Origin of the sequence: Pantoea sp. S61 (assembly GCF_016625145.1) — a bacterium.
GTDB classification, from domain to species: Bacteria; Pseudomonadota; Gammaproteobacteria; order Enterobacterales; family Enterobacteriaceae; genus Pantoea; species Pantoea rwandensis_B.
On the sequence record NZ_JACVUO010000015.1, the window covers coordinates 36,129 to 57,053 of the forward strand.

Below are 20,925 nucleotides of genomic sequence, written 5' to 3' on the forward strand. Positions count from 1 at the left end.
ACAGAAACGAATGGTGAAGGTCATGCAGCGACCATTTGAATGACGCAGGCAAATTGTAGCAATGTCGACTCAAGGATTATTCATGAACGTCAGCCGAAGAAAATTCTTCAAAATCTGTGCTGGCGGTATGGCAGGGACATCGGCAGCACTCCTCGGCTTTACGCCAGAGGTGGCGCTGGCGGAAACGCGACAGTACAAGCTGCTGCGTGCCCGCGAAACCCGCAACACCTGCACTTACTGCTCAGTGGGCTGTGGCTTATTAATGTATAGCCTCGGTGACGGCGCGAAAAACGCCAAAGAGACCATTTTCCACATTGAAGGCGATCCAGACCATCCGGTGAGCCGCGGTGCATTGTGCCCGAAAGGCGCTGGCCTGCTGGATTTTGTCCACAGTGAAAGCCGTCTGCACTACCCCGAATACCGCGCGCCAGGTTCGGATAAATGGCAGCGTATCAGTTGGGATGACGCCTTTGATCGTATCGCTAAACTGCTGAAAGCGGATCGCGACGCCAATTTTATCGCGCAAAACGCTGCAGGCGTTACCGTGAACCGCTGGCTCTCATCAGGCATGCTGTGCGCCTCCGCTTCCAGCAATGAAACCGGCTATTTAACCCAGAAATTTACCCGATCGCTCGGCATGTTAGCGGTCGACAACCAGGCACGCGTTTGACACGGACCAACGGTAGCAAGTCTTGCTCCAACATTTGGTCGCGGTGCGATGACCAACCACTGGGTCGACATCCGTAATGCCAATCTGATCGTTGTGATGGGCGGTAACGCCGCTGAAGCGCATCCTGTGGGATTCCGCTGGGCGATGGAAGCCAAGATTCACAACAAAGCCAAATTGATTGTTATCGATCCGCGCTTCACGCGTACGGCATCGGTGGCAGACTTTTATACGCCGATCCGTTCCGGCACCGACATCGCTTTCCTGTCGGGCGTACTTCTGTGGCTGATGCAAAATGACAAAATCCAGCATGAATATGTGCAGGCGTACACTAACGCCAGCCTGATTGTGCGCGAGGACTATCATTTTGATGACGGCCTGTTCAGCGGCTACGACGAAGCCAATCGCAAATATGACAAAACCAGCTGGAACTACGAGCTGGGCGATGACGGCTTTGCCAAACGCGATGACAGCCTGCAACACCCGCGCTGCGTGTGGAATCTGCTGAAACAGCACGTTAGCCGTTACACGCCAGAAATGGTGTCACGCATTTGTGGCACACCAAAAGAGGACTTCCTGCACGTCTGCGAGCTGATCGGTGAAACCAGCGCGCGCGATCGCACCACCTCATTCCTGTATGCACTGGGCTGGACGCAACACTCGGTCGGTGCGCAAAACATCCGCACCATGGCGATGATCCAGCTGTTGCTCGGCAACATGGGCATGGCGGGCGGCGGCGTCAATGCGCTGCGCGGACACTCCAATATTCAGGGGCTCACCGATCTCGGCCTGCTGTCGCAAAGTTTGCCAGGTTATATGACGCTGCCGTCGGAGAAACAGACCGATCTGCAAACCTATCTCGCGGCCAATACGCCGAAACCGACGCTACCCGGCCAGGTGAACTACTGGGGTAACTACCCGAAATTCTTTGTCAGCATGATGAAAGCCTTCTTTGGCGACAAAGCGCAGGCCGAGAATAGCTGGGGCTTCGACTGGCTGCCGAAGTGGGACAAGGGCTACGACGTTTTGCAGTACTTCGAGATGATGTCGCAGGGGAAAGTGAACGGCTATTTATGCCAGGGCTTTAACCCGGTTGCGTCGTTCCCGAACAAACGCAAAGTGATCGATTCGCTGTCGAAACTGAAATTCCTGGTGACCATCGACCCGCTCAACACCGAAACCTCGACCTTCTGGCAAAACCACGGCGAGTTCAACGATGTTGATCCGGCGAAGATTCAGACCGAAGTGTTCCGCCTGCCCTCCACCTGCTTTGCCGAAGAGAATGGCTCTATCGTCAACTCCGGACGCTGGCTGCAGTGGCACTTTAAAGGTCAGGATGCGCCGGGCGAAGCGCTGAATGACGGTGAAATCCTCTCCGGTATCTACAGCCGTCTGCGCAAAATGTACGCCAGCGAAGGCGGTGCCTTGCCGGAGCAGGTGCTGAACATGACATGGAACTACCAGACGCCTGATAACCCGGCTTCGGAAGAAGTGGCGATGGAGAGCAACGGCAAAGCGCTGGCGGATGTGTTCGATGACAAAGGCACGTTGCAGGTGAAAAAAGGCCAGCAGCTCAGCAGTTTTGCGCAGTTGAAAGATGACGGCAGCACCAGCAGCGGCTGCTGGATTTTCGCCGGTAGCTGGACGCCAGATGGCAACCAGATGGCGCGGCGTGATAACACCGATCCGAGTGGATTGGGCAATACGCTGAACTGGAGTTGGGCATGGCCGCTCAATCGCCGCATCCTCTACAACCGTGCATCGGCCGATCCACAGGGCAACCCGTGGGATCCGAAACGGCAAATCCTCAAATGGGATGGCAGCAAATGGGGCGGTATGGATATTCCGGACTACAGCACCGCCGCACCGGGCAGCAACGTCGGGCCGTTTATCATGCAGCCAGAAGGCATGGGCCGCTTGTTCGCACTCGATAAAATGGCCGAAGGTCCGTTCCCGGAACATTACGAGCCGTTTGAAACGCCACTCGGCACGAATCCACTGCATCCGAACGTCATTTCGAACCCGGCAGCACGCGTGTTCAAAGACGATCTGGCGGCGATGGGTAAAGCCGAGCAGTTCCCGTATGTCGGCACCACGTATCGTCTCACCGAGCATTTCCACTACTGGACCAAACACGCGTTGCTCAATGCCATCGCGCAGCCGGAGCAGTTTGTGGAGATTGGTGAGAAGCTGGCCAACAAGCTGGGCATCGTGCAGGGCGATACGGTGAAAGTGAGCTCCAATCGCGGTTTTATCAAAGCCAAAGCGGTGGTCACCAAACGCCTGCGCCCACTCGATGTGGATGGCAAAACCGTCGATACCGTCGGCATTCCGATTCACTGGGGCTATCAGGGCATTGCGAAGAAAGGCTTTATCGCCAATACCCTGACGCCGTTTGTCGGTGATGCCAACACGCAAACGCCAGAGTTCAAGGCGTTCCTGGTTAACGTTGAGAAGGTGTAGGAGAACGTAGATGGCTTATCAATCACAAGACATTATCCGCCGCTCCGCCACCAATGGTTTCACGCCTGCCCCGCAGGCGCGTAATCATCAGCAGGAGGTGGCGAAGCTGATCGACGTGACCACCTGCATCGGTTGCAAAGCCTGCCAGGTGGCGTGTTCAGAGTGGAACGACATCCGCGATGAGGTTGGGCATAACGTTGGGGTGTATGACAACCCAGCGGATCTGACCGCTAAATCCTGGACGGTGATGCGCTTCTCAGAAGTGGAGGAGAACGGCAAGTTAGAGTGGCTTATCCGCAAGGATGGCTGCATGCACTGCGCCGATCCCGGCTGCCTGAAAGCCTGTCCGTCCGAAGGCGCGATTATTCAGTACGCCAACGGCATCGTCGATTTTCAGTCCGAGCAGTGCATTGGCTGCGGCTACTGCATTGCCGGCTGTCCGTTCGACGTGCCGCGCCTGAATAAAGACGACAACCGCGTGTATAAATGCACGCTGTGCGTCGATCGTGTCAATGTGGGTCAGGAACCGGCGTGTGTGAAAACCTGCCCGACCGGCGCCATCCATTTCGGTAGTAAAACCGATATGCAGGCGCTGGCGGCAGAACGCGTGGCGGAGTTGAATACGCGCGGCTATGGCAATGCGGGCTTGTATGATCCGGAAGGCGTCGGCGGCACGCATGTCATGTATGTGCTGCACCATGCCAACAAACCGCAGCTGTATCACGGTTTGCCGGAAAACCCGAGTATCAGTCCGGCGGTCACTTTCTGGAAAGGCATCTGGAAACCGCTGGCGGCGATCGGTTTCGCCGCCACCTTCGCTGCCTCGGTATTCCACTATGTCGGCGTCGGGCCGAACCGGGTGGAAGAGGATGAGGACGAGAACCTGCACGAAAAAGAGGAGCGCGAATGATGAAAAAGCGCGATCGTCTGGTGCGCTACAGCGCACCGGAACGCATCAATCACTGGATTGTGGCGTTCTGTTTTGTTCTGGCAGCCCTGAGCGGACTGGGTTTCTTCTTCCCATCCTTTAACTGGCTGATGCACGTGCTGGGTACGCCACAACTGGCGCGCATCCTGCATCCGTTTGTCGGTGTAGTGATGTTCGCCGCTTTTCTGATCATGTTTTTGCGCTACTGGAAACAGAATCTGATCAATCGCGAAGACCTGATCTGGGCGAAAAACATCAATAAGATCGTGCGCAATGAAGAGGTGGGTGATACCGGCAAATACAACTTCGGGCAGAAGTGTGTGTTCTGGGCTGCTATCATCAGCTTAGTCTTGCTGCTGGCGAGCGGAATTGTTATCTGGCGTCCTTACTTCGCCGGGGCCTTTGCGATTCCGCTGATTCGCGCCGCTTTGGTGGTGCATTCGGTCTCAGCTGTGGCATTGATCGTGGTGATTATGGTGCACATTTATGCGGCCCTGTGGGTTAAAGGCACCATTACTGCCATGGTTGAGGGCTGGGTGCCGGCCGCGTGGGCAAAGAAACATCATCCACGCTGGTATCGTGAGCAGCGCCAACGCCAAACACAACAGGAAAAACGTCCCTGATGAGTATTCGCATTATCCCGCAGGACCAGCTGGAGAAAGGCGAAAAAAACACGGCGGAACAGGTTCCGCCGTTACTTTTCCCTCGGCTGAAAAATCTGTACAGCCGCCGTGCAGCGCGTTTACGTGAGCTGGCAGCGAAGAATCCGCTGGGCGATTATCTGCGCTTTGCTGCAGTGATCGCGCAGGCGCAAGACATCGTGCTGTACGATCATCCGCTGCAACTCGATTTGCGCCAGCGTTTGGCCGAAAGCGCCGAACAGGGCAAACCTCCGCTTGATGTTCACACCTATCCCCGCGATGCCCACTGGCAGCGTCTGCTGCATTCGCTGATTGCCGAGCTGAAGCCCGAGATGAGCGGCCAGGCATTAGCGGTGCTGGAGAACCTGGAAAAAGCCTCTTCTTCCGAGCTGGAAGGCCTGGCCAGCGCGCTACTGGAGGGTGATTTTGCGCAGGTCAGCAGCGATAAAGCCCCGTTTATTTGGGCAGCGCTTTCGATCTATTGGGCGCAAATGGCAGCGCTGATCCCTGGCAAAGCCCGCGCAGAATACGGCGAGCATCGTCAATTCTGCCCGGTATGCGCCAGCGTGCCGGTGACCAGCGTGGTGCATATGGATGTGGGCCAGCAGGGGCTGCGTTATCTACACTGTAATTTGTGTGAAAGTGAATGGTATGTGGTGCGCAGCAAGTGCTCCAACTGCGAGCAAACGCGCGACCTGCACTACTGGTCACTCGACAGCGAAAAAGCCGCGGTGAAAGCCGAAAGCTGTGGTGACTGTGGCACCTATCTGAAGATGTTGTATCAGGAGAAGGATCCGGCGGTGGAACCGGTGGCCGATGATTTGGCCTCGCTGGTGCTGGATGCGCGTATGGAGCAAGAAGGCTTTGCGCGCAGCAGCCTGAATCCGTTTATGTTTCCTGGGGATTGAGCAAATTGCCGCTGTCCTACGAACTGTCGCGGCACGATTTATCGCGCTGTTTTTGCGCCATACAACAACGTGCGATAAATCGCGCCGCTACAATTTGTGTACCTATCACTGTCGCAAAGGAAACGCCTGATGAAACTGATTGGCAGCTACACCAGCCCTTTTGTACGCAAAATTTCGGTGATCCTGTTGGAAAAAGGCCTGGTGTTCGAATTTGTTAACCAGTCGCCTTGGGTGGAAGACAGCCACGTGCCGCACTACAACCCGCTGGGCAAAGTACCTGCACTGGTCGACGATAACCATCTCACCTGGTTTGATTCTTCGATTATCGCCCAGGTCATTGAGCTACGCGGTGACGCCCCTGCTCTGTTGCCGGATGACGCCCTGCTCGCTCTGCAGGTACGTCAGCTGGAAAAGCTCGCCGATGGCATCAACGATGCCGCCGTGATGATTGTGCGCGAACAAATGCGCCCCGGCGATCAGCAATCCGAAGAAGTGCTAATGCGTAATCGCGAGAAAATTTTGCGTGGGTTGGACGCGCTGGAAACGGCAGCGGCTCAGGGTGAACTGCTGAACAGCGGTACGCTCAATCTGGCCGACATCGCCACTGGCTGCATGATTGGTTATCTCAACTTCCGTCGGGTGCTGCCTAACTGGTGCGTGAACCGCCCGGCCTTGATCAAGCTGGCCGATACGTTGTTTGCGCGGGAGAGTTTTGCCCGCACCGTTCCGCCTTCCAGCTAAGCTAAGCCACCCGATGAAAACACTGTATTCACAACTGCCGGCTATCGACAGCCTGCTGCGCGATCCCGCGATGCAGCCGCTGCTGCTGCAATCGGGCACTGCGTTTACCACCCGTCAGCTGCGCGCCATGCAGCAAGAAGCACGCACGCATATTCAACAGCATCAAACTTTACCCGGCTGGCATCTTAACTGGCCAGAGGAAGCGCAGCGCCGCGCGCAACAGCAGCAGCAAAGCGCGCTGCGTCCGGTGTTCAATCTCACTGGCACCGTGCTGCACACCAACCTGGGCCGTGCGCAGTTAAGCGCGCGCGCGATTGAGGCAGTCACTGCCTGCTTGCGCCAGCCGGTCACGCTGGAATATGCGCTGGATGATGCGTCACGTGGCCATCGCGATCGTGCGGTGAGTGCGCTGCTGTGTGAACTGACGGGGGCTGAAGCGGCCTGTATCGTGAATAACAATGCCGCCGCCGTGTTGCTGATGCTGGCAGCACTGGCGCCAGGTCGCGAAGTGATTGTCTCACGCGGTGAGCTGGTCGAAATCGGCGGTGCGTTCCGCATCCCTGATGTGATGCGCCAGGCGGGCTGCCAGCTGGTTGAAGTCGGCACCACTAATCGCACCCATCTGAAAGATTATCGTGCTGGCATCAGCGACAACAGCGGTTTGTTGATGAAGGTGCATACCAGCAACTACCAGATTCAGGGCTTCACCCATGCGGTTGCGGAAGCCGAGCTGGTGGCGTTGGCGGCACAACATCAGCTGCCGGTGATCACTGATTTAGGCAGCGGTTCACTCATCGACATGACCGCTTTTCATTTGCCCGCCGAGCCGATGCCGCAACAGCTGATTGCCGCCGGTGTGGATCTGGTGAGTTTTTCCGGCGATAAACTGCTGGGCGGTCCGCAAGCAGGGATTATCGTCGGCAAACAGGCGCTTATCGATCGGCTGCAACAGCATCCGCTTAAGCGTGCTTTACGCGTAGATAAGATGACGCTGGCCGCGCTGGAAGCCACCTTGCAGCTTTACCGCCAACCGGAAACTTTGCGCGAAGCGCTGCCCACGCTGCGTTTGTTGACGCGATCGTCACATGAGATTTTGCAGCAGGCCGAACGACTGATGCCTGCGCTGGAACATGCCTATGGCGCTGAATTTTCCCTTAATATCGCCGCCTGTTCGTCGCAAATCGGCAGCGGTTCATTACCCGTTGAGCGCTTACCGAGTTTTGCCATCACGTTTAGCCCACGTGAATCTCACGGCAGCTCGCTGGATGCACTGGCGCAACGCTGGCGTGCATTATCACAACCGGTGATTGGCCGCATCCAGGAAGGAAGACTGTGGCTGGATTTGCGCTGCCTTGAAGATGAAGCGGCGCTGATACGGACCTTAACCACATGATTATCGCCACCGCTGGACACGTCGATCACGGTAAAACTGCGCTGTTACAGGCGCTCACCGGTGTCGATGCCGATCGCTTGCCAGAAGAGAAACGGCGCGGCATGACTATTGATCTCGGCTACGCCTACTGGCCGCAACCGGATGGCCGCGTTGTGGGCTTTATCGATGTGCCCGGACACGAGAAATTCCTCGCCAATATGCTGGCGGGCATCGGCGGTATTCATCATGCCTTATTGGTGGTGGCGTGCGATGACGGTGTGATGCCGCAAACACGTGAGCATTTGCAACTACTGAGTCTGGCCGGGCAACCTCCACTCAGCGTTGCCTTGACCAAAGCAGATCGCGTGGACGCCGTACGCATCGCCGAAGTGCAGCACCAGGTGGCGGAGTTAACGCAGCAACTGGGCTGGCTGGCGGTACCGCAGTTTGTCACCAGTAGCACCACCCAGCAAGGCATCGACACGCTGCGCCAGCATTTGGGTCAACTATGCGCACCGGCTATCGACACGCACCGCCGCTTTCGCCTCGCCATTGATCGTGCATTTACCCTCAAAGGCAGCGGATTAGTGGTCACCGGCACCGCCCTTTCGGGTGAAGTCAGCGTGGGCGACACCTTATGGCTCAGCAGCCTCAATCGACCCGTACGCGTGCGTTCTCTGCATGCGCAGAATCAGTCAGTCACACGTGCGCAGGCCGGAGAACGCATCGCATTGAATATCGTTGGCGATGTGGAGAAAGACCAGATTGCGCGCGGTGACTGGCTGCTGGCACAACCACAACCCTCGGGCACCCTGCGACTGATCGTGGCACTGCGTTTGCTACAGCCGTTAAGAAATCCCTCGCAGCCAGTCCATCTTCACCATGCCGCCAGCCATGTGACTGGCCGACTGAACCTGATTGCGGGCGAACTGGCGGAACTGGTGCTCAACGAGCCGCTGTGGCTGGCAGAAAACGATCGGCTGATTATCCGCGACAGCAATGCACAGCTCACGCTCGGTGGCGGACGGGTGCTGCTGCTGAACAGCAAGAAACGCGGCAAGCGCCATCCTGATTATCTTGGCTGGCTGCAACAGCTGGCGGCAGCGGAAGCCGATGAAGAGAGTTTGCAGGCGCACCTGGCACAGCAACCCGTCGACATGGCCGAGCTGAGTTGGGCACGCCAGTTGAGTGACGATGCACTCACCAACCTGCTGGACAAGGTGGCGCCCGTCCGGCTCGGCAGCGCCATCATGGCTGCGGAACAGGCCAATGACTGGCAGCATCGACTGCTGGCAGCGCTCACCGCGTTTCATCAGCAGCACCCTGAAGTGCCGGGCATTGGTCGCGATCGCTTGCGTCGCGTGGCTCTTCCCCACCAGCCGCCGGAACAGGTTATTGCACTGATCGATCGGCTGCTTTCACAAGGCCAGTTGCAGCACCGCCAAGGCTGGCTGCATTTGCCTGACTTCGAACCGCGCTTCAATCCCCAGGAAGAAACGCTGTGGCAGCAGGTCGGCCCACAGTTCAGCGACCAGCCGCTATGGGTACGCGACATTGCACTGGCGACCCAGCAAGATGAAGAAACCATTCGCAGCCTGCTGCTCACCGCCGCGCGTCTCGGTCATATCACAGCGATCGTCCGCGATCGCTACTACCGCAGCGACCAGATCCAGATCTTCGCCGATCTGATTCGCCAGCGTGACGCCAACGGAGGTAGCACCAGCGCCGCCGATTTCCGCAACCAGCTCGGCACCGGACGTAAAGTTGCGGTGCAAATTCTCGAGTTTTTTGACCGCAGTGGCTTCACCCGCCGTCGTGGTAACGATCACCTGCTGCGCGACGCCCGCCTGTTCGACACCAGCATTTAATCCTTCGCGTTGCTTCGCAGTTCTCGCTGTAACTGCGCTGCAACGCCGATTCCGCATTGCTCAAAAATGTGCCAGGATGTAAGAATATTTCTTACATTGGGACACGATGATGGCACGTACCATGACAATCGATTTAGGTGATGAACTGCGCGAGTTTGTTGAATCTCTGGTGGCGTCCGGTGACTACCGAACCCAAAGCGAAGTGGTGCGCGATTCGCTGCGTTTACTTCAGGAGAAGCAGGCGGCTTCAAAGCTGGAGAATTTAAGAAGGTTAATCCAGGAGGGGATGGACAGTGGTGAACCCATCGAATGGGATATCGATGTTTTCCTTAAAAAAATGAAAGCCAGGGCGGGCATAGATGAAAAGGACGATAAGGGTAATGCCGGAAGCTGATACCGATCTGGCATCAATCTGGCTATATGGACATTGGAACTTTGGCCTGGAAAAAACAGAGAGATATGTACAGGATATTTATCAACGCTTTCATCAACTATCCGAGAATGAGTTAGGGCGAAGACGTACTGATTTAGGTGACCGGATTTATGCATTGCCTCATCGCGAACATGTTATTTTTTATCGAACCCTATCTGAGAAGGTGATCATCCTGCGTGTCTTACATCATTCCCAGGATGCAATGTCTCATATCAAAACTCCGCAATGGCTCTAAAACAAAAAGGGACGATTTCTCGTCCCTTCGGTTCACTTCAGTACATCACTTATTGCAGCAGTGAAATATCGGCTACCTGCAGGAACAGTGCGCGCAGTTGCGCCAGCAGCGTCAGGCGGTTAATACGCACTTCCGCTTCATCGGCGTTAACCATCACGTTGTCGAAGAAGTTATCGACCGCTTCGCGCAGCTGCGCCAGTTCCACCAGCGCATCCTGATAACGGCCTTCCGCGAAGTAGGGCTGCAGCTTGTCACCCAGCGCCGTCACGAAGGTCGCCAGCTGGATCTCGGCGTTCTCTTTCAGCAACGATGCCTGCACGCTGTCGTTCAGGGTTTCAGTCGCTTTTGCCAGGATGTTAGATACACGCTTGTTAGCCGCAGCCAGCGACGATGCCGCTTCCAGAGTACGGAAGTGGGAAACCGCTTTCATGCGCGCATCGAAGTCCGCCGGGCGGGTTGGACGACGCGCCAACACGGCCTGAATGGTGTCAACGCTGTGGCCTTCTTCCTGATACCAGGTACGGAAACGACCCAGCATGAAGTCGATCACTTCATCCACCGCTTTGCCGTTGCTCAGCTTGCTGCCGTAGAGACGCACCGCTTCCTCGGTCAGAGTTTGCAGATCGAGGGGCAGGTTCTTCTCAACGATAATACGCAGCACGCCCAGCGCAGCACGGCGCAGTGCGAACGGGTCTTTATCGCCTTTCGGATGCTGACCAATGCCGAAGATGCCCGCAAGGGTATCCATCTTGTCGGCAATCGCGACAGCACAAGCCACGAGGTTCGATGGCAGTGCATCACCGGCAAAGCGCGGTTGATACTGCTCGTTCAGCGCCACCGAGACATCTTCGGCTTCGCCATCATGGCGTGCATAGTGCATGCCCATCACGCCCTGCGTATCGGTGAACTCGAAGACCATGTTGGTCATCAGGTCACACTTCGACAGCAGGCCCGCGCGGGTGGCGTGGTTCACATCGGCACCAATCTGAGCGGCAATCCAGCCCGCCAGCGCCTGAATGCGGTCCGTTTTATCCCGCAGCGTACCCAGCTCTTTCTGGAACAGTACGGTCTCCAGACGCGGCAGGTTATCTTCAAGACGCTTTTTACGGTCAGTGTTGAAGAAGAACTCGGCATCGGCCAGACGCGGGCGCACCACCTTCTCGTTACCGGAGATGATTTGCTGCGGATCTTTGGATTCGATGTTGGTGACGAAGATAAAGTTTGGCAGCAGTTTGCCGTCAGCGGAGTACACCGGGAAGTACTTCTGGTCACCCTTCATGGTGTAAACCAGCGCTTCAGAAGGCACCGCGAGGAACTTCTCTTCGAATTTAGCCGTCAGCACCACTGGCCATTCCACCAGCGAGGCCACTTCTTCCAGCAGGCTGTCGCTCAGATCAGCGATACCGCCCAACTGCTGCGCCGCCGCTTCCGCATCCGCTTTGATTTTGGCTTTACGGGTTGCAAAATCAGCCACCACTTTGCCGCGCTCCAGCAGCAATTGCGGATACTGATCGGCGTTGTCGAGGGTGAACTCTGGCTCGCCCATAAAGCGGTGGCCGCGAATCACGCGATCGGACTGAATACCGAGAATCGTCGCCGGGATCAACTCATCACCCAACAGCAGCGTCACAGTATGTACCGGACGCACGAACTGCACGTCGCTTGCACCCCAGCGCATCAGTTTTGGAATCGGCAGCTTGCTTAGCGCGGTTGCCACCATCGCGGGCAGCAGTGCCTGAGCACTTTCGCCTTTCACCGAAGCACGGTGCACCAGCCATTCGCCTTTATCAGTGCTCAGACGCTCAGCCTGATCCACGGTGATGCCGTTACCGCGCGCCCAACCTTCGGCGGCTTTGGTGGCATTGCCATCGGCATCAAACGCGGCAGCAATCGCGGGGCCACGTTTTTCCACTTCACGATCGGCCTGCGCTGTGGCCAATTGGGCCACTTTCAGCGCCAGACGGCGTGGAGAGGCAAACCAGCTCACCTCGCCATGTGCTAAACCGGCGCTGTCCAGTTCTGCGGTAAAGTGCGCAGCAAAGGCTTCTGCCAGGCTACGCAGGGCTTTCGGAGGCAACTCTTCGGTGCCAATTTCCACCAGGAAAGTTTTATCGGTCATGGCTGCCTCTTACTTGTTCTTATTGCACATTGGGAAACCGAGCGCCTCACGAGACGCGTAATAGGCTTCCGCCACGGCTTTCGTCAGGGTGCGGATACGCAGGATATAGCGCTGACGCTCGGTCACCGAGATCGCCTTGCGTGCATCCAGCAGATTAAAGCTGTGTGCCGCTTTCAAGATGCGCTCATAAGCTGGCAACGGCAGGGGTTTTTCCAGCGCCAGCAGCTGCTGCGCTTCTTTCTCGTACTGCTCGAAGCAGGAGAACAGGAAGTCCACATCCGCGTATTCAAAGTTATAGGTCGACTGTTCGACTTCGTTCTGATGGAACACTTCACCGTAGGTGGTTTGGCCAAATGGGCCGTCGCTCCACACCAGATCGTAAACACTGTCGACGCCCTGGATGTACATCGCCAGACGCTCAAGTCCGTAAGTGATCTCACCCGTCACTGGCTTACACTCCATGCCGCCCACCTGCTGGAAGTAAGTGAACTGCGTCACTTCCATGCCGTTGAGCCACACTTCCCAACCCAGTCCCCAGGCACCCAGCGTCGGGTTTTCCCAGTTATCTTCCACGAAGCGAATATCGTGCACGGTCGGATCCAGGCCCAGCTCTTGCAGTGAACCCAGATACAGCTCCTGCAGATTGTCCGGGTTAGGTTTGATCATCACCTGGAACTGATAGTAGTGCTGTAAACGGTTCGGGTTTTCACCGTAGCGACCATCGGTAGGACGGCGTGAAGGCTGCACATAGGCGGTAGCCATCGGCTCTGGGCCAATGGCGCGCAAGCAGGTCATTGGGTGTGAAGTGCCAGCGCCCACTTCCATGTCCAGCGGCTGGACGATGGTGCAGCCCTGACGCGCCCAGTAATCCTGCAAGGTCAGGATCAGGCCCTGAAAGGTCTTGGTATCAAACTTTTGCATGTTGAGTACGCGATAAGGGTCGATTAAAAAAGAGTGCGACAGTATACCCTTTGACCGCGGATTGTGCAGCCGGAAATCCTGGCGTGCCGGGGAGTGGTTTTGCCACGGTTTAACCGGCTAAAACCTTGAGATAAGAAAATCGTATACGATTCAATCCAACACCGCCACGAACGCGTCATCGCTGAAGTTAATCCTTAGATTTCATAAAAATAACCACACTATAACCAAATCCTATTACGTGACACGCATCACCTTTTCGACCCAATGGTCAAATATCGCACATTGACACTTGTATAATCGTATACGAAATTGCGGTGAAACAGTTTTGCTTGGAATTTCACCATGAAGACCGCGATTGCTTATCCAGGAATGAACGCCAGTGACCGCCCAATGGGCCCGGCTCCGCTTTCCGCCGCCGTACTGCACGAACCGATGCTGTTTATCTCCGGCCAGGTGGCGATTGACCCCTACAGCGGTGAGATCAAGGGCAATGACATCGCCAGCCAGACGCGTCAGGTATTGAAAAACGTCGGCGACCTGCTGAGCGAAGCACAGATGACCTTCGATAACGTGGTGCGCGTGACGATCTATCTCACCGACCTCAGCACCTTCAGTGAGATGAACGCGGCTTACAGCGAGTTCTTCCAGTTCCCGTTCCCGGCACGCGCCACCGTCGGCATTCAACTTAACCATCCTGACCTGCTGGTCGAGATGGAAGTCACGGCGATGCGCTAATGCATATTCATATCGAAAACGACGCCAGCGCACCGCAGGCCCTGCATCTGAGCATGCTGCATCTGCAACAGCAATTGGATGCCCATCCGCAACTGCGCGGTCACTTTACCCTGAGCGAAAACAGCCATGCGGCGCATACCGCAGATTTCCTCGCTACCAGCGACATTCTGTGGAGCGGACGCAAGCTGGCGCTCGATACCTTCAGCGCACCGCGCCTTGGCTGGGTGCAGGTGATGTCCGCCGGCGTCGAGCAGTGGCTGACACATCTGCCGCAGGGCGTGACGCTGACCAATGCGTCCGGCGTGCACGGCGATAAAGGTGCCGAGTTCATTCTGATGGCAGCGCTGATGTTCAACTTTGGCATTCCCGGTTTTCTGCAGGATCAGGCCCAACGCCTGTGGCGTCCCACCTTCGGCGGCTGCGCGCGTGGCAAAACGGTCTTGCTGCTCGGCGTCGGCGGTATCGGTACAGCGGCAGCGAAACTGCTGACCGCGCAGGGCTACCGCGTGATTGGCGTGACGCGCAGCGGCCAGTGCGATGCCGACGTAGCGCGTTGTATTCGCATTGATGCGATGGACGATGTCCTACCGCAGGTGGATGTCCTGGTCTCAACGCTGCCGCTCACGCCCCAGACAGACAGGTTGTTTGACCGCCGCCGTCTCGATCTGCTGCCTGCCCGCGCCGGCATCGTGATTGTCGGTCGTGCCGCTGTGTTCGACTACACCGCGATGCGCGAAAAACTGTGCGCCGGTGAACTGGCCGGTGCGGTTCTGGATGTTTATCCGCAAGAGCCACTGCCAGTGGACGATGCGCTGTGGAGCACACCCGGCGTGGTGATGACACCGCACTGCAGCCTGGACGATCACAGTGCCTACCTTGAGGGCTGCCTTGAGGTGTTTATCGATAACCTGGTGCGTTTCCGCAGTGGCCATCCGCTGCGCAACCAGGTTGATGTTGCAAGAGGTTATTGAAGTCGCAGTACCTATAAAAGCCGTAAGACGTTCATAAAACACAAGGTCATCGCTTACACATTCACCAGCACCAGGGGAACCTTATTATGAAATTTGCACGCATCGCATTACTGATCTCTGGCATCACCGGCACGCTGTTAGCGGGCCTCTCCAGCGCCCATGCCGCCAGCACCGACCCGATTACGCCAACCGCCAGCGATTTTGCGGCGATGGCGCAGTGCAAGGCGCTGCAGACCAAATACCCGTCACTTAAAGGCAAAGATCTGGTGGTAGGCCTGGGTGGCTACACCAAAGGCTTCGAAGCCCCTTCCGAAAAAGACCCAAGCATTATTGAAGGTCTCGATCCTTCGCTGTTCGAACGTATCAGCAGCTGCCTTGGGGCAAAACACAGTTATCAGACCGGTTCGTTCAACGTGCTGCTGACCTCCATCTCCAGCGGTCGTGCCGATATCGGTCCGATGCTGTATGTCACCGATGAACGTCTGAAGCAGATCGCTTTCGTCGCCTCCATGCAGGTGCAGGATGGTTCGATTCTGGCGAAGGGCAACCCGAAAAAAATTATCACTGTGGATGACCTGTGCGGCAAAACTGTGGCCGCCGCTGCCGGTTCTTACGAAGCCAACAAACTGGTACCTGAGCAGAGCGCCAAATGCACCGCCGCCGGTAAGCCAGAAGTCAGCATGCTGATGGTACAGAACACTGACAACAGCATTCAGGCGGTGAAAAGCGGTCGCGCCGACATTTATCTGACTGAAGCCGGTTCCGCCATCGCCATCGCCAAAGCCGACAAAACGCTGGAAAGCGGCTTTACCGTTGACCTGCCGATCATGGTTGGCTTCCCTATCGCTAAAGACAACACCACGCTGCGCAGTGCAGTGATGGATGCGATGAAAGTGATTCAGGAGAGCGGTGCGCAGAAAAAATTGCTGGATTACTGGGGTCAGGGCAGCGCTGCTGAACGCCCGGTTGTTGCACGTGGTTAATGCATAAACTCAGTCGGATCAATTGGGTTGCTGCATCACGGGCAACCCAAGCGATCGCATTGAGGGAGATAACGCCTTGGATGATTTTCTTAAGTACCTGACCTTCCCTTACCTGTGGGAAGGGGCCGTCATCGCTGTTCAGCTGCTGGTCGGCGCATTAGCGGGCGGCATCCTGATTGGCTTTTTCCTGGCGTTGGCCAGCACCTCAAAGCACTGGTTTATCCGCGTGCCGGTGAAAACGTACATCTATCTGCTGCGCGGCACGCCGGTGCTGCTGCAACTGATTCTGCTCTACAACGTACTGCCAGAGTTCGGCCTGCGTTTCAGCCCGTTCACCAGTGCCCTGCTGGCGTTGATGATTAATGAAACCGCCTTCTGCGCCGAGATTATTCGCGGCGGCATTATGTCCACCGATCGCGATCAGAGCATGGCAGCGCAGGCCTTTGGCTATTCGCGCACCAAAGAGATGATCCACGTGGTGATTCCGCAAGCGCTGCGCGCCATTCTGCCGACCATGGGCAATGAAACCGTCGGCCTGCTGAAATCGACCTCGCTGGCTTCCGTCGTGGGCGTGAATGAGCTGACGATGCGCGGCCAGGCTATTGTGTCGCAGAACTTCCTGTTCATTCCGGTACTGGTGGCCTCGGGCGGTATTTACCTGATTCTCTCTACGCTGCTGGCGGGTGGTCAGTGGTGGCTGGAGAAATTCTATAACCTCGACGAACGTGCCCGCCGTGCCCGTGCGCGCCTGGCAAAACTGCCGCCAGAAGCGGACGTGATGTCGATGCAGTTGCCGAAACGTCGCTGGGATACGCAAACCGCCGCGCCGGTGCTGGAAGTAGACAACCTGTGCGTCGAATACGCCGGAAAAGCGGTGCTGAAATCCCTGTCGCTGACCGTGCGTCGTGGCGAAGTCGTGGTGCTGCTCGGTCGTTCCGGTTCCGGTAAAAGTACCCTGCTGAAATCGATTCTGGCGCTGACGCCACGCAGTAGCGGCACCATCCAGACCGAAGGCCACTTTATGGGCAGCGATGAAAACGGCCGCCCTCTGGCTGCGCGTCATCTGCCCGCTAACCGCGCCAAATCCGGCATCGGTATCGTGTTCCAGCACTTCGCGCTGTTCGATCACCTCACCGCGCTGGAAAACGTGATGAGTATTCTGCTGCGAGTGCAGGGTGCCCAACCCGAAATCGCCCGCGCTAAAGCAATGCGTGCCCTGAAGATGGTCGGATTGCAGGATTTCGCCGCCTCACTGCCGCATGAGTTGTCCGGCGGGCAGAAACAGCGTGTCGGCATCGCCCGTGCGCTGGCAGCAGAACCACAAATCCTGCTGTTCGATGAGCCGACCTCGGCGCTCGATCCTGAGCTGGTACGTGAAGTGAACCAGACTATGCGCAGCCTGGCGCAAACCGGCATCACCATGATCATCAGCACACATGATATTGCCTTTGCGGCGGGCGTGGCCGATCGCGTGGTGTTCCTGCAGAACGGGGCGCTGATTGAAGAAGGTCCACCGTCGATTTTGCAGAATCCAAAAACGCCGGCTTTTGCCACCTTCCTTGAACATGAAAATGCCGCGGAGGCTCAGCATGCCAATGCATGATCTTGCCGCTCTTGAACGTCTGGGCGATGCGCTGTTCCGCTATATGCAGGGGCAGCCCGCCGATGCGCTCGCTGACGAACCGGATGCTAACCAGCAAGCGCTGCGCCGTTTTCGCTTGCTGCCGCGTGTACTGCAGGGCAATGAGGCGATCAGCACCCAGACCACCCTCCTCAATGAAAACTGGTCTGCTCCGCTCGGCGTCGGTGCCTTTGCGGGGGATCGCATCTTCCATGAAGAGGGATTGCTGCCGATAGCCCGCGCCTGCAAACGTCTGCAACTGCCGCTGGTGATCTCCGAAGAGACGGTCACGCCGCTGGAGCAGATTGGCGCAGAGTACGATCGCTGCTGGCTACAGCTGCGCGCGGCGGGCGATGTTGGGCGTATCAAAGCTTTGATCGATCAGGCTGCACAAGCCGGATTCAAAAATATCGTTCTCACCGTGCTGGCACCGGTGCATCCGGTGCCGGGATTACAGCCAGGCGGCTTCTCAATTGGTGAAGCGCTCAAACAGCGCGGCTGGCACACCGTCGGCGGCACGCAACCGGGCGTTGAACCCTTGCCGGCCTTTCCGGTGTGGCGCTGGCAGGAAATTGACGAGGTGGCCGCAAACTGCGCTGCGCGTCAACTGCCGCTGTGGCTAAAAGGCATTTTGCATCATGACGATGCGGCACCGGCGGCACAGCACGGTGTGAGCGGCATCATCGCCTCGAATATTGGCCTGCGCCAAAGCGCGCGCTGGTCCACACCGGTCGATCAGCTCGCCGATTTACAGGCGGTCACTCGTCTGCCGCTGCTGCTGGATGGCGGCGTGCGCTGCGGCAGTGACGCGGTGGTGGCGCGCTGCCTGGGGGCTTCACTGTCACTCAGCGTGCGACCGATCATCAGCGCCCTGGTGGCCGGTGGCGAGAGCGCAGTGTTCGATCTGCTCTCCGGCTGGATCAATGAGATCACGGCTATCAGCCACTGGTGCGGTGTCAGCGACATGGCTGCGCTCAATGGCAGTTTTGTCACGGAGGTACGCAGCTGATGCACTCGTTAATCTTCAATCAGGGCGATGCCAGCGAATCACGCATCTATTACTGCGCCCACTACCTGGCCGACAGCCTCGGCTTGTTTGCCGCTGAGCAGTTGCAGGTGAGCTTCACCACCAGCGCATCGGGCGGCCATACCGTGCAAGGCGGGCAAGTGCCGGCGGTGTTGAGCCGCGAAGCGGACCTCACGCTGGGCGGACCGATGGTGGTGATGAAGCATTACCAACAGCACGGCGCTGAGTTGCAGTGCTTTTGCGCTTCGGTCGCCGCCAACCCGTGGTTTCTGGCGGCAGCGCAGGCTCAGCCCGATTTTCAGCTCAGTGATTTGCGCGGTAAACGCGTGCTGGATGTCGGAAACGTCGGCACCGCCACGCTGACCTTCCGCTGGCTGCTGACAAAGCACGGTTTGCAGGATCAGGTGGAGTTGATTGCCGGTAGTGGCGATCAGGCACGGGATTTCGCGGCCGTCGCAAGGAGTGAAGCGGACTATGCGCTGCACGCCATGCATATGCTGGCACCGGCGATTGCCGCCGGACAGCTGAGCAGCATCAGTAGCCTCGCTTTACTGTGCGGCAAGGTGCCGTGGAGCGCCTACATTGCGCGGGCCGATGTCCTCACTGAGAAAGCCGCTGCGTTTGCTGCCTTCTCGCGCGCCATTGAACAGGCACTGGCGTGGATCGCCACGCATGATGCTGCAGCGCTGGCCGCACACGTGCAGCACTGTTATCCCGATTATCCGCTTGATGCGCTGGTCACCGGTTTAGCCGCTTATCAGCAAGCCCACGTTTTCGCGCCCAACGGCCTGATTCCAGCAGATGAATTTGACCACTTCAGCCAGTTGCTGAGCGCTATCGGCTGGCTGGATCCCTCTCAGCCCGTTCCCTATCGCGAGCTGGTGACGCAAGCAGGAGCAGAGTGATGAAACAATTAATTATCAACGGTTTGGTGGTGACAGAAACCCGCGCTGCACCCGCCGATGTGCTGATTGAAAATGGCAAAATCAGCGGTCTGCTGATGCCGGGTGCCCTCACTGACGGCGTCGATGAAATCATTGATGCGCAAGGTTTAATCATCGTGCCTGGCGCGATTGATGTGCACACCCATTTCACCGGCTCGCATGATTTTCCGGAGCAGGAACTGCGTGAAGGCACGCGCGGTGCGGCCGCACACGGCGTCACTACCATCGTTGAAATGCCGCACTCGCTGCCGCCTGCCACCAGCCTCGCCAACTTCACCGCTAAACAGCGCTGGCTGGCGGACAACTGCTCGGTGGATTACGCCATGTGGGCCGGACTGGATGGCCGCAACGTGCACGAACTGGCGGCGATGGATCAGGCCGGTGCTCTGGCGTTCAAAGCGTTCCTGTGCAGCGGCGCCCCCAACGGCGAAGCCACAGACGAGAAAGGCTTACCGCGCCTCGATGATGATGGTTTGCTGCGTGCGATGCGTGAACTGGCCACCTTTGACGGTTTGATTGGCGTGCACGCCGAGAACCACGACATCCTGATCGGTGCCGGTAGCGAACTGCGCCGCGCTGGACGCAAAGATACCCGCGCGCATGCGCTGGCCGGGCCAGAAATCGCCGAAATCGAAGCCGTGGGTCGCGTCTTAGCGGTAGCGGAAGAGACCGGCGCACGCTGCCACATCGTGCACGTCAGTTCCGCACGCGCCGCCGAAACCATCGTCGCCGCCAAAAGTAAGGTGCGCGCCAGCTTCGAAACCTGTCCGCACTATCTGATTCTGGATGAAGACGATCTGGTACGCATCGGACCGAATGCGCGCTGTGGCCCGCCGATCCGCCCACGTCCGGTGGTGGATGCGCTGTGGCAGGTGCTGCTGCGCGGTGACGTCGACATGATCGCCTCGGACCACTGCCCCTACACCCCGGCACAGAAACAAGCCGGTGAAGCCAGCATCTGGGACGCCGGAATGGGACTAACTGGCGTTGAAACATTAAGTCCGATGTTCTTCAGCGCGGCGCATATCGATCGCGGTCTGGCCCTCACGGAATTTGCCCGTATGACCGCCAGCGGCCCCGCCAAAGCCTTCCAGCTGTGGGGAAAAAAAGGCGCGATTGCACCCGGCTTCGATGCCGATTTGGTGTTCATCGATGCGCAGCAAAGCTGGATCGTGGAGGGGGAAAAATTCCAGGGGCTCGGCAAGTGGAGCGCATTTGAAGGGATGCGCTGTCAGGGTAAAGTGGTGCGCACACTTATTCGTGGTGTCACGGTATTCCAGGATGACCAGATGCAGGTTGAACCCGGCTTTGGTCAGTTCGTGACCCGACAGGTTTAAACAGGACAATC

General features: G+C 57.5%; 18 protein-coding genes. 16 read left to right on the forward strand and 2 right to left on the reverse strand.

Annotated features, from left to right (window positions below):
* Positions 1-82: 82 nt before the first annotated feature.
* The 9 genes from fdnG (at position 83) to IAE30_RS22535 (ending at position 10,256) form a co-directional block, all read left to right on the forward strand.
* Positions 83-3,130 carry a formate dehydrogenase-N subunit alpha gene (gene fdnG, locus IAE30_RS22495; protein ID WP_200681054.1) on the forward strand — a complete coding sequence of 1,016 codons (3,048 nt, stop codon included), beginning with the start codon at positions 83-85 and terminating at the stop codon, positions 3,128-3,130.
* Between the two features lie 10 nt (positions 3,131-3,140).
* Positions 3,141-4,040 carry a formate dehydrogenase subunit beta gene (gene fdxH / locus IAE30_RS22500; protein WP_038643888.1) on the forward strand — a complete coding sequence of 300 codons (900 nt, stop codon included), beginning with the start codon at positions 3,141-3,143 and terminating at the stop codon, positions 4,038-4,040.
* Positions 4,040-4,681 carry a formate dehydrogenase cytochrome b556 subunit gene (gene fdoI / locus IAE30_RS22505; RefSeq protein ID WP_045815103.1) on the forward strand — a complete coding sequence of 214 codons (642 nt, stop codon included), beginning with the start codon at positions 4,040-4,042 and terminating at the stop codon, positions 4,679-4,681. The genes fdxH and fdoI overlap by 1 nt, the downstream gene beginning before the upstream one ends.
* Complete coding sequence (gene fdhE / locus IAE30_RS22510; protein ID WP_200681055.1) at positions 4,681-5,607, forward strand: formate dehydrogenase accessory protein FdhE; 927 nt, start codon at positions 4,681-4,683, stop codon at positions 5,605-5,607. The genes fdoI and fdhE overlap by 1 nt, the downstream gene beginning before the upstream one ends.
* Positions 5,608-5,736: 129 nt before the next feature.
* Complete coding sequence (locus IAE30_RS22515; RefSeq protein ID WP_034827706.1) at positions 5,737-6,348, forward strand: glutathione S-transferase; 612 nt, start codon at positions 5,737-5,739, stop codon at positions 6,346-6,348.
* 13 nt (positions 6,349-6,361) lie between these two features.
* Positions 6,362-7,741, forward strand: a complete 1,380-nt coding sequence (gene selA, locus IAE30_RS22520) for an L-seryl-tRNA(Sec) selenium transferase (RefSeq protein ID WP_200681056.1) — start codon at positions 6,362-6,364, stop codon at positions 7,739-7,741.
* Entirely contained in the window at positions 7,738-9,588 is a 1,851-nt protein-coding gene (gene selB / locus IAE30_RS22525) for a selenocysteine-specific translation elongation factor (RefSeq protein ID WP_200681057.1), read from the forward strand. The genes selA and selB overlap by 4 nt, the downstream gene beginning before the upstream one ends.
* Positions 9,589-9,697: 109 nt before the next feature.
* Positions 9,698-9,982 (forward strand): type II toxin-antitoxin system ParD family antitoxin, encoded by a 285-nt coding sequence (locus IAE30_RS22530; protein WP_045834139.1) that lies wholly within the window; start codon positions 9,698-9,700, stop codon positions 9,980-9,982.
* A complete protein-coding gene (locus IAE30_RS22535) occupies positions 9,969-10,256 on the forward strand; it encodes a type II toxin-antitoxin system RelE/ParE family toxin (RefSeq protein ID WP_197080242.1) in 288 nt (95 codons plus the stop codon). The genes IAE30_RS22530 and IAE30_RS22535 overlap by 14 nt, the downstream gene beginning before the upstream one ends.
* 49 nt (positions 10,257-10,305) lie before the next feature.
* On the opposite strand, the gene glyS is transcribed toward IAE30_RS22535, so the two are convergent.
* Complete coding sequence (gene glyS / locus IAE30_RS22540) at positions 10,306-12,375, reverse strand: glycine--tRNA ligase subunit beta (RefSeq protein WP_200681058.1); 2,070 nt, start codon at positions 12,373-12,375, stop codon at positions 10,306-10,308.
* A gap of 9 nt (positions 12,376-12,384) precedes the next feature.
* Positions 12,385-13,296: a glycine--tRNA ligase subunit alpha gene (glyQ, locus tag IAE30_RS22545; protein ID WP_034827699.1), complete on the reverse strand. Its 912-nt coding sequence runs from the start codon at positions 13,294-13,296 to the stop codon at positions 12,385-12,387.
* A gap of 342 nt (positions 13,297-13,638) precedes the next feature.
* Between glyQ and IAE30_RS22550 the strand changes: the two genes are divergently transcribed.
* The 7 genes from IAE30_RS22550 (at position 13,639) to IAE30_RS22580 (ending at position 20,914) form a co-directional block, all read left to right on the forward strand.
* Positions 13,639-14,031 (forward strand): RidA family protein, encoded by a 393-nt coding sequence (locus IAE30_RS22550; protein WP_038643895.1) that lies wholly within the window; start codon positions 13,639-13,641, stop codon positions 14,029-14,031.
* Positions 14,031-15,002 carry a D-2-hydroxyacid dehydrogenase gene (locus IAE30_RS22555; protein WP_200538347.1) on the forward strand — a complete coding sequence of 324 codons (972 nt, stop codon included), beginning with the start codon at positions 14,031-14,033 and terminating at the stop codon, positions 15,000-15,002. The genes IAE30_RS22550 and IAE30_RS22555 overlap by 1 nt, the downstream gene beginning before the upstream one ends.
* Positions 15,003-15,088: 86 nt before the next feature.
* Positions 15,089-15,985 (forward strand): transporter substrate-binding domain-containing protein, encoded by an 897-nt coding sequence (locus tag IAE30_RS22560; protein WP_038643898.1) that lies wholly within the window; start codon positions 15,089-15,091, stop codon positions 15,983-15,985.
* A gap of 76 nt (positions 15,986-16,061) precedes the next feature.
* Positions 16,062-17,588: an amino acid ABC transporter permease/ATP-binding protein gene (locus IAE30_RS22565; protein WP_038643899.1), complete on the forward strand. Its 1,527-nt coding sequence runs from the start codon at positions 16,062-16,064 to the stop codon at positions 17,586-17,588.
* Positions 17,575-18,615: an alpha-hydroxy acid oxidase gene (locus IAE30_RS22570; RefSeq protein ID WP_038643900.1), complete on the forward strand. Its 1,041-nt coding sequence runs from the start codon at positions 17,575-17,577 to the stop codon at positions 18,613-18,615. The genes IAE30_RS22565 and IAE30_RS22570 overlap by 14 nt, the downstream gene beginning before the upstream one ends.
* Positions 18,615-19,538: an ABC transporter substrate-binding protein gene (locus tag IAE30_RS22575; RefSeq protein WP_200681059.1), complete on the forward strand. Its 924-nt coding sequence runs from the start codon at positions 18,615-18,617 to the stop codon at positions 19,536-19,538. Before IAE30_RS22570 ends, IAE30_RS22575 begins: the two co-directional genes overlap by 1 nt.
* On the forward strand, positions 19,538-20,914 hold the full coding sequence (locus IAE30_RS22580) for a dihydroorotase family protein (protein WP_200681060.1): 1,377 nt from the start codon (positions 19,538-19,540) through the stop codon (positions 20,912-20,914). The genes IAE30_RS22575 and IAE30_RS22580 overlap by 1 nt, the downstream gene beginning before the upstream one ends.
* Positions 20,915-20,925: the final 11 nt, after the last annotated feature.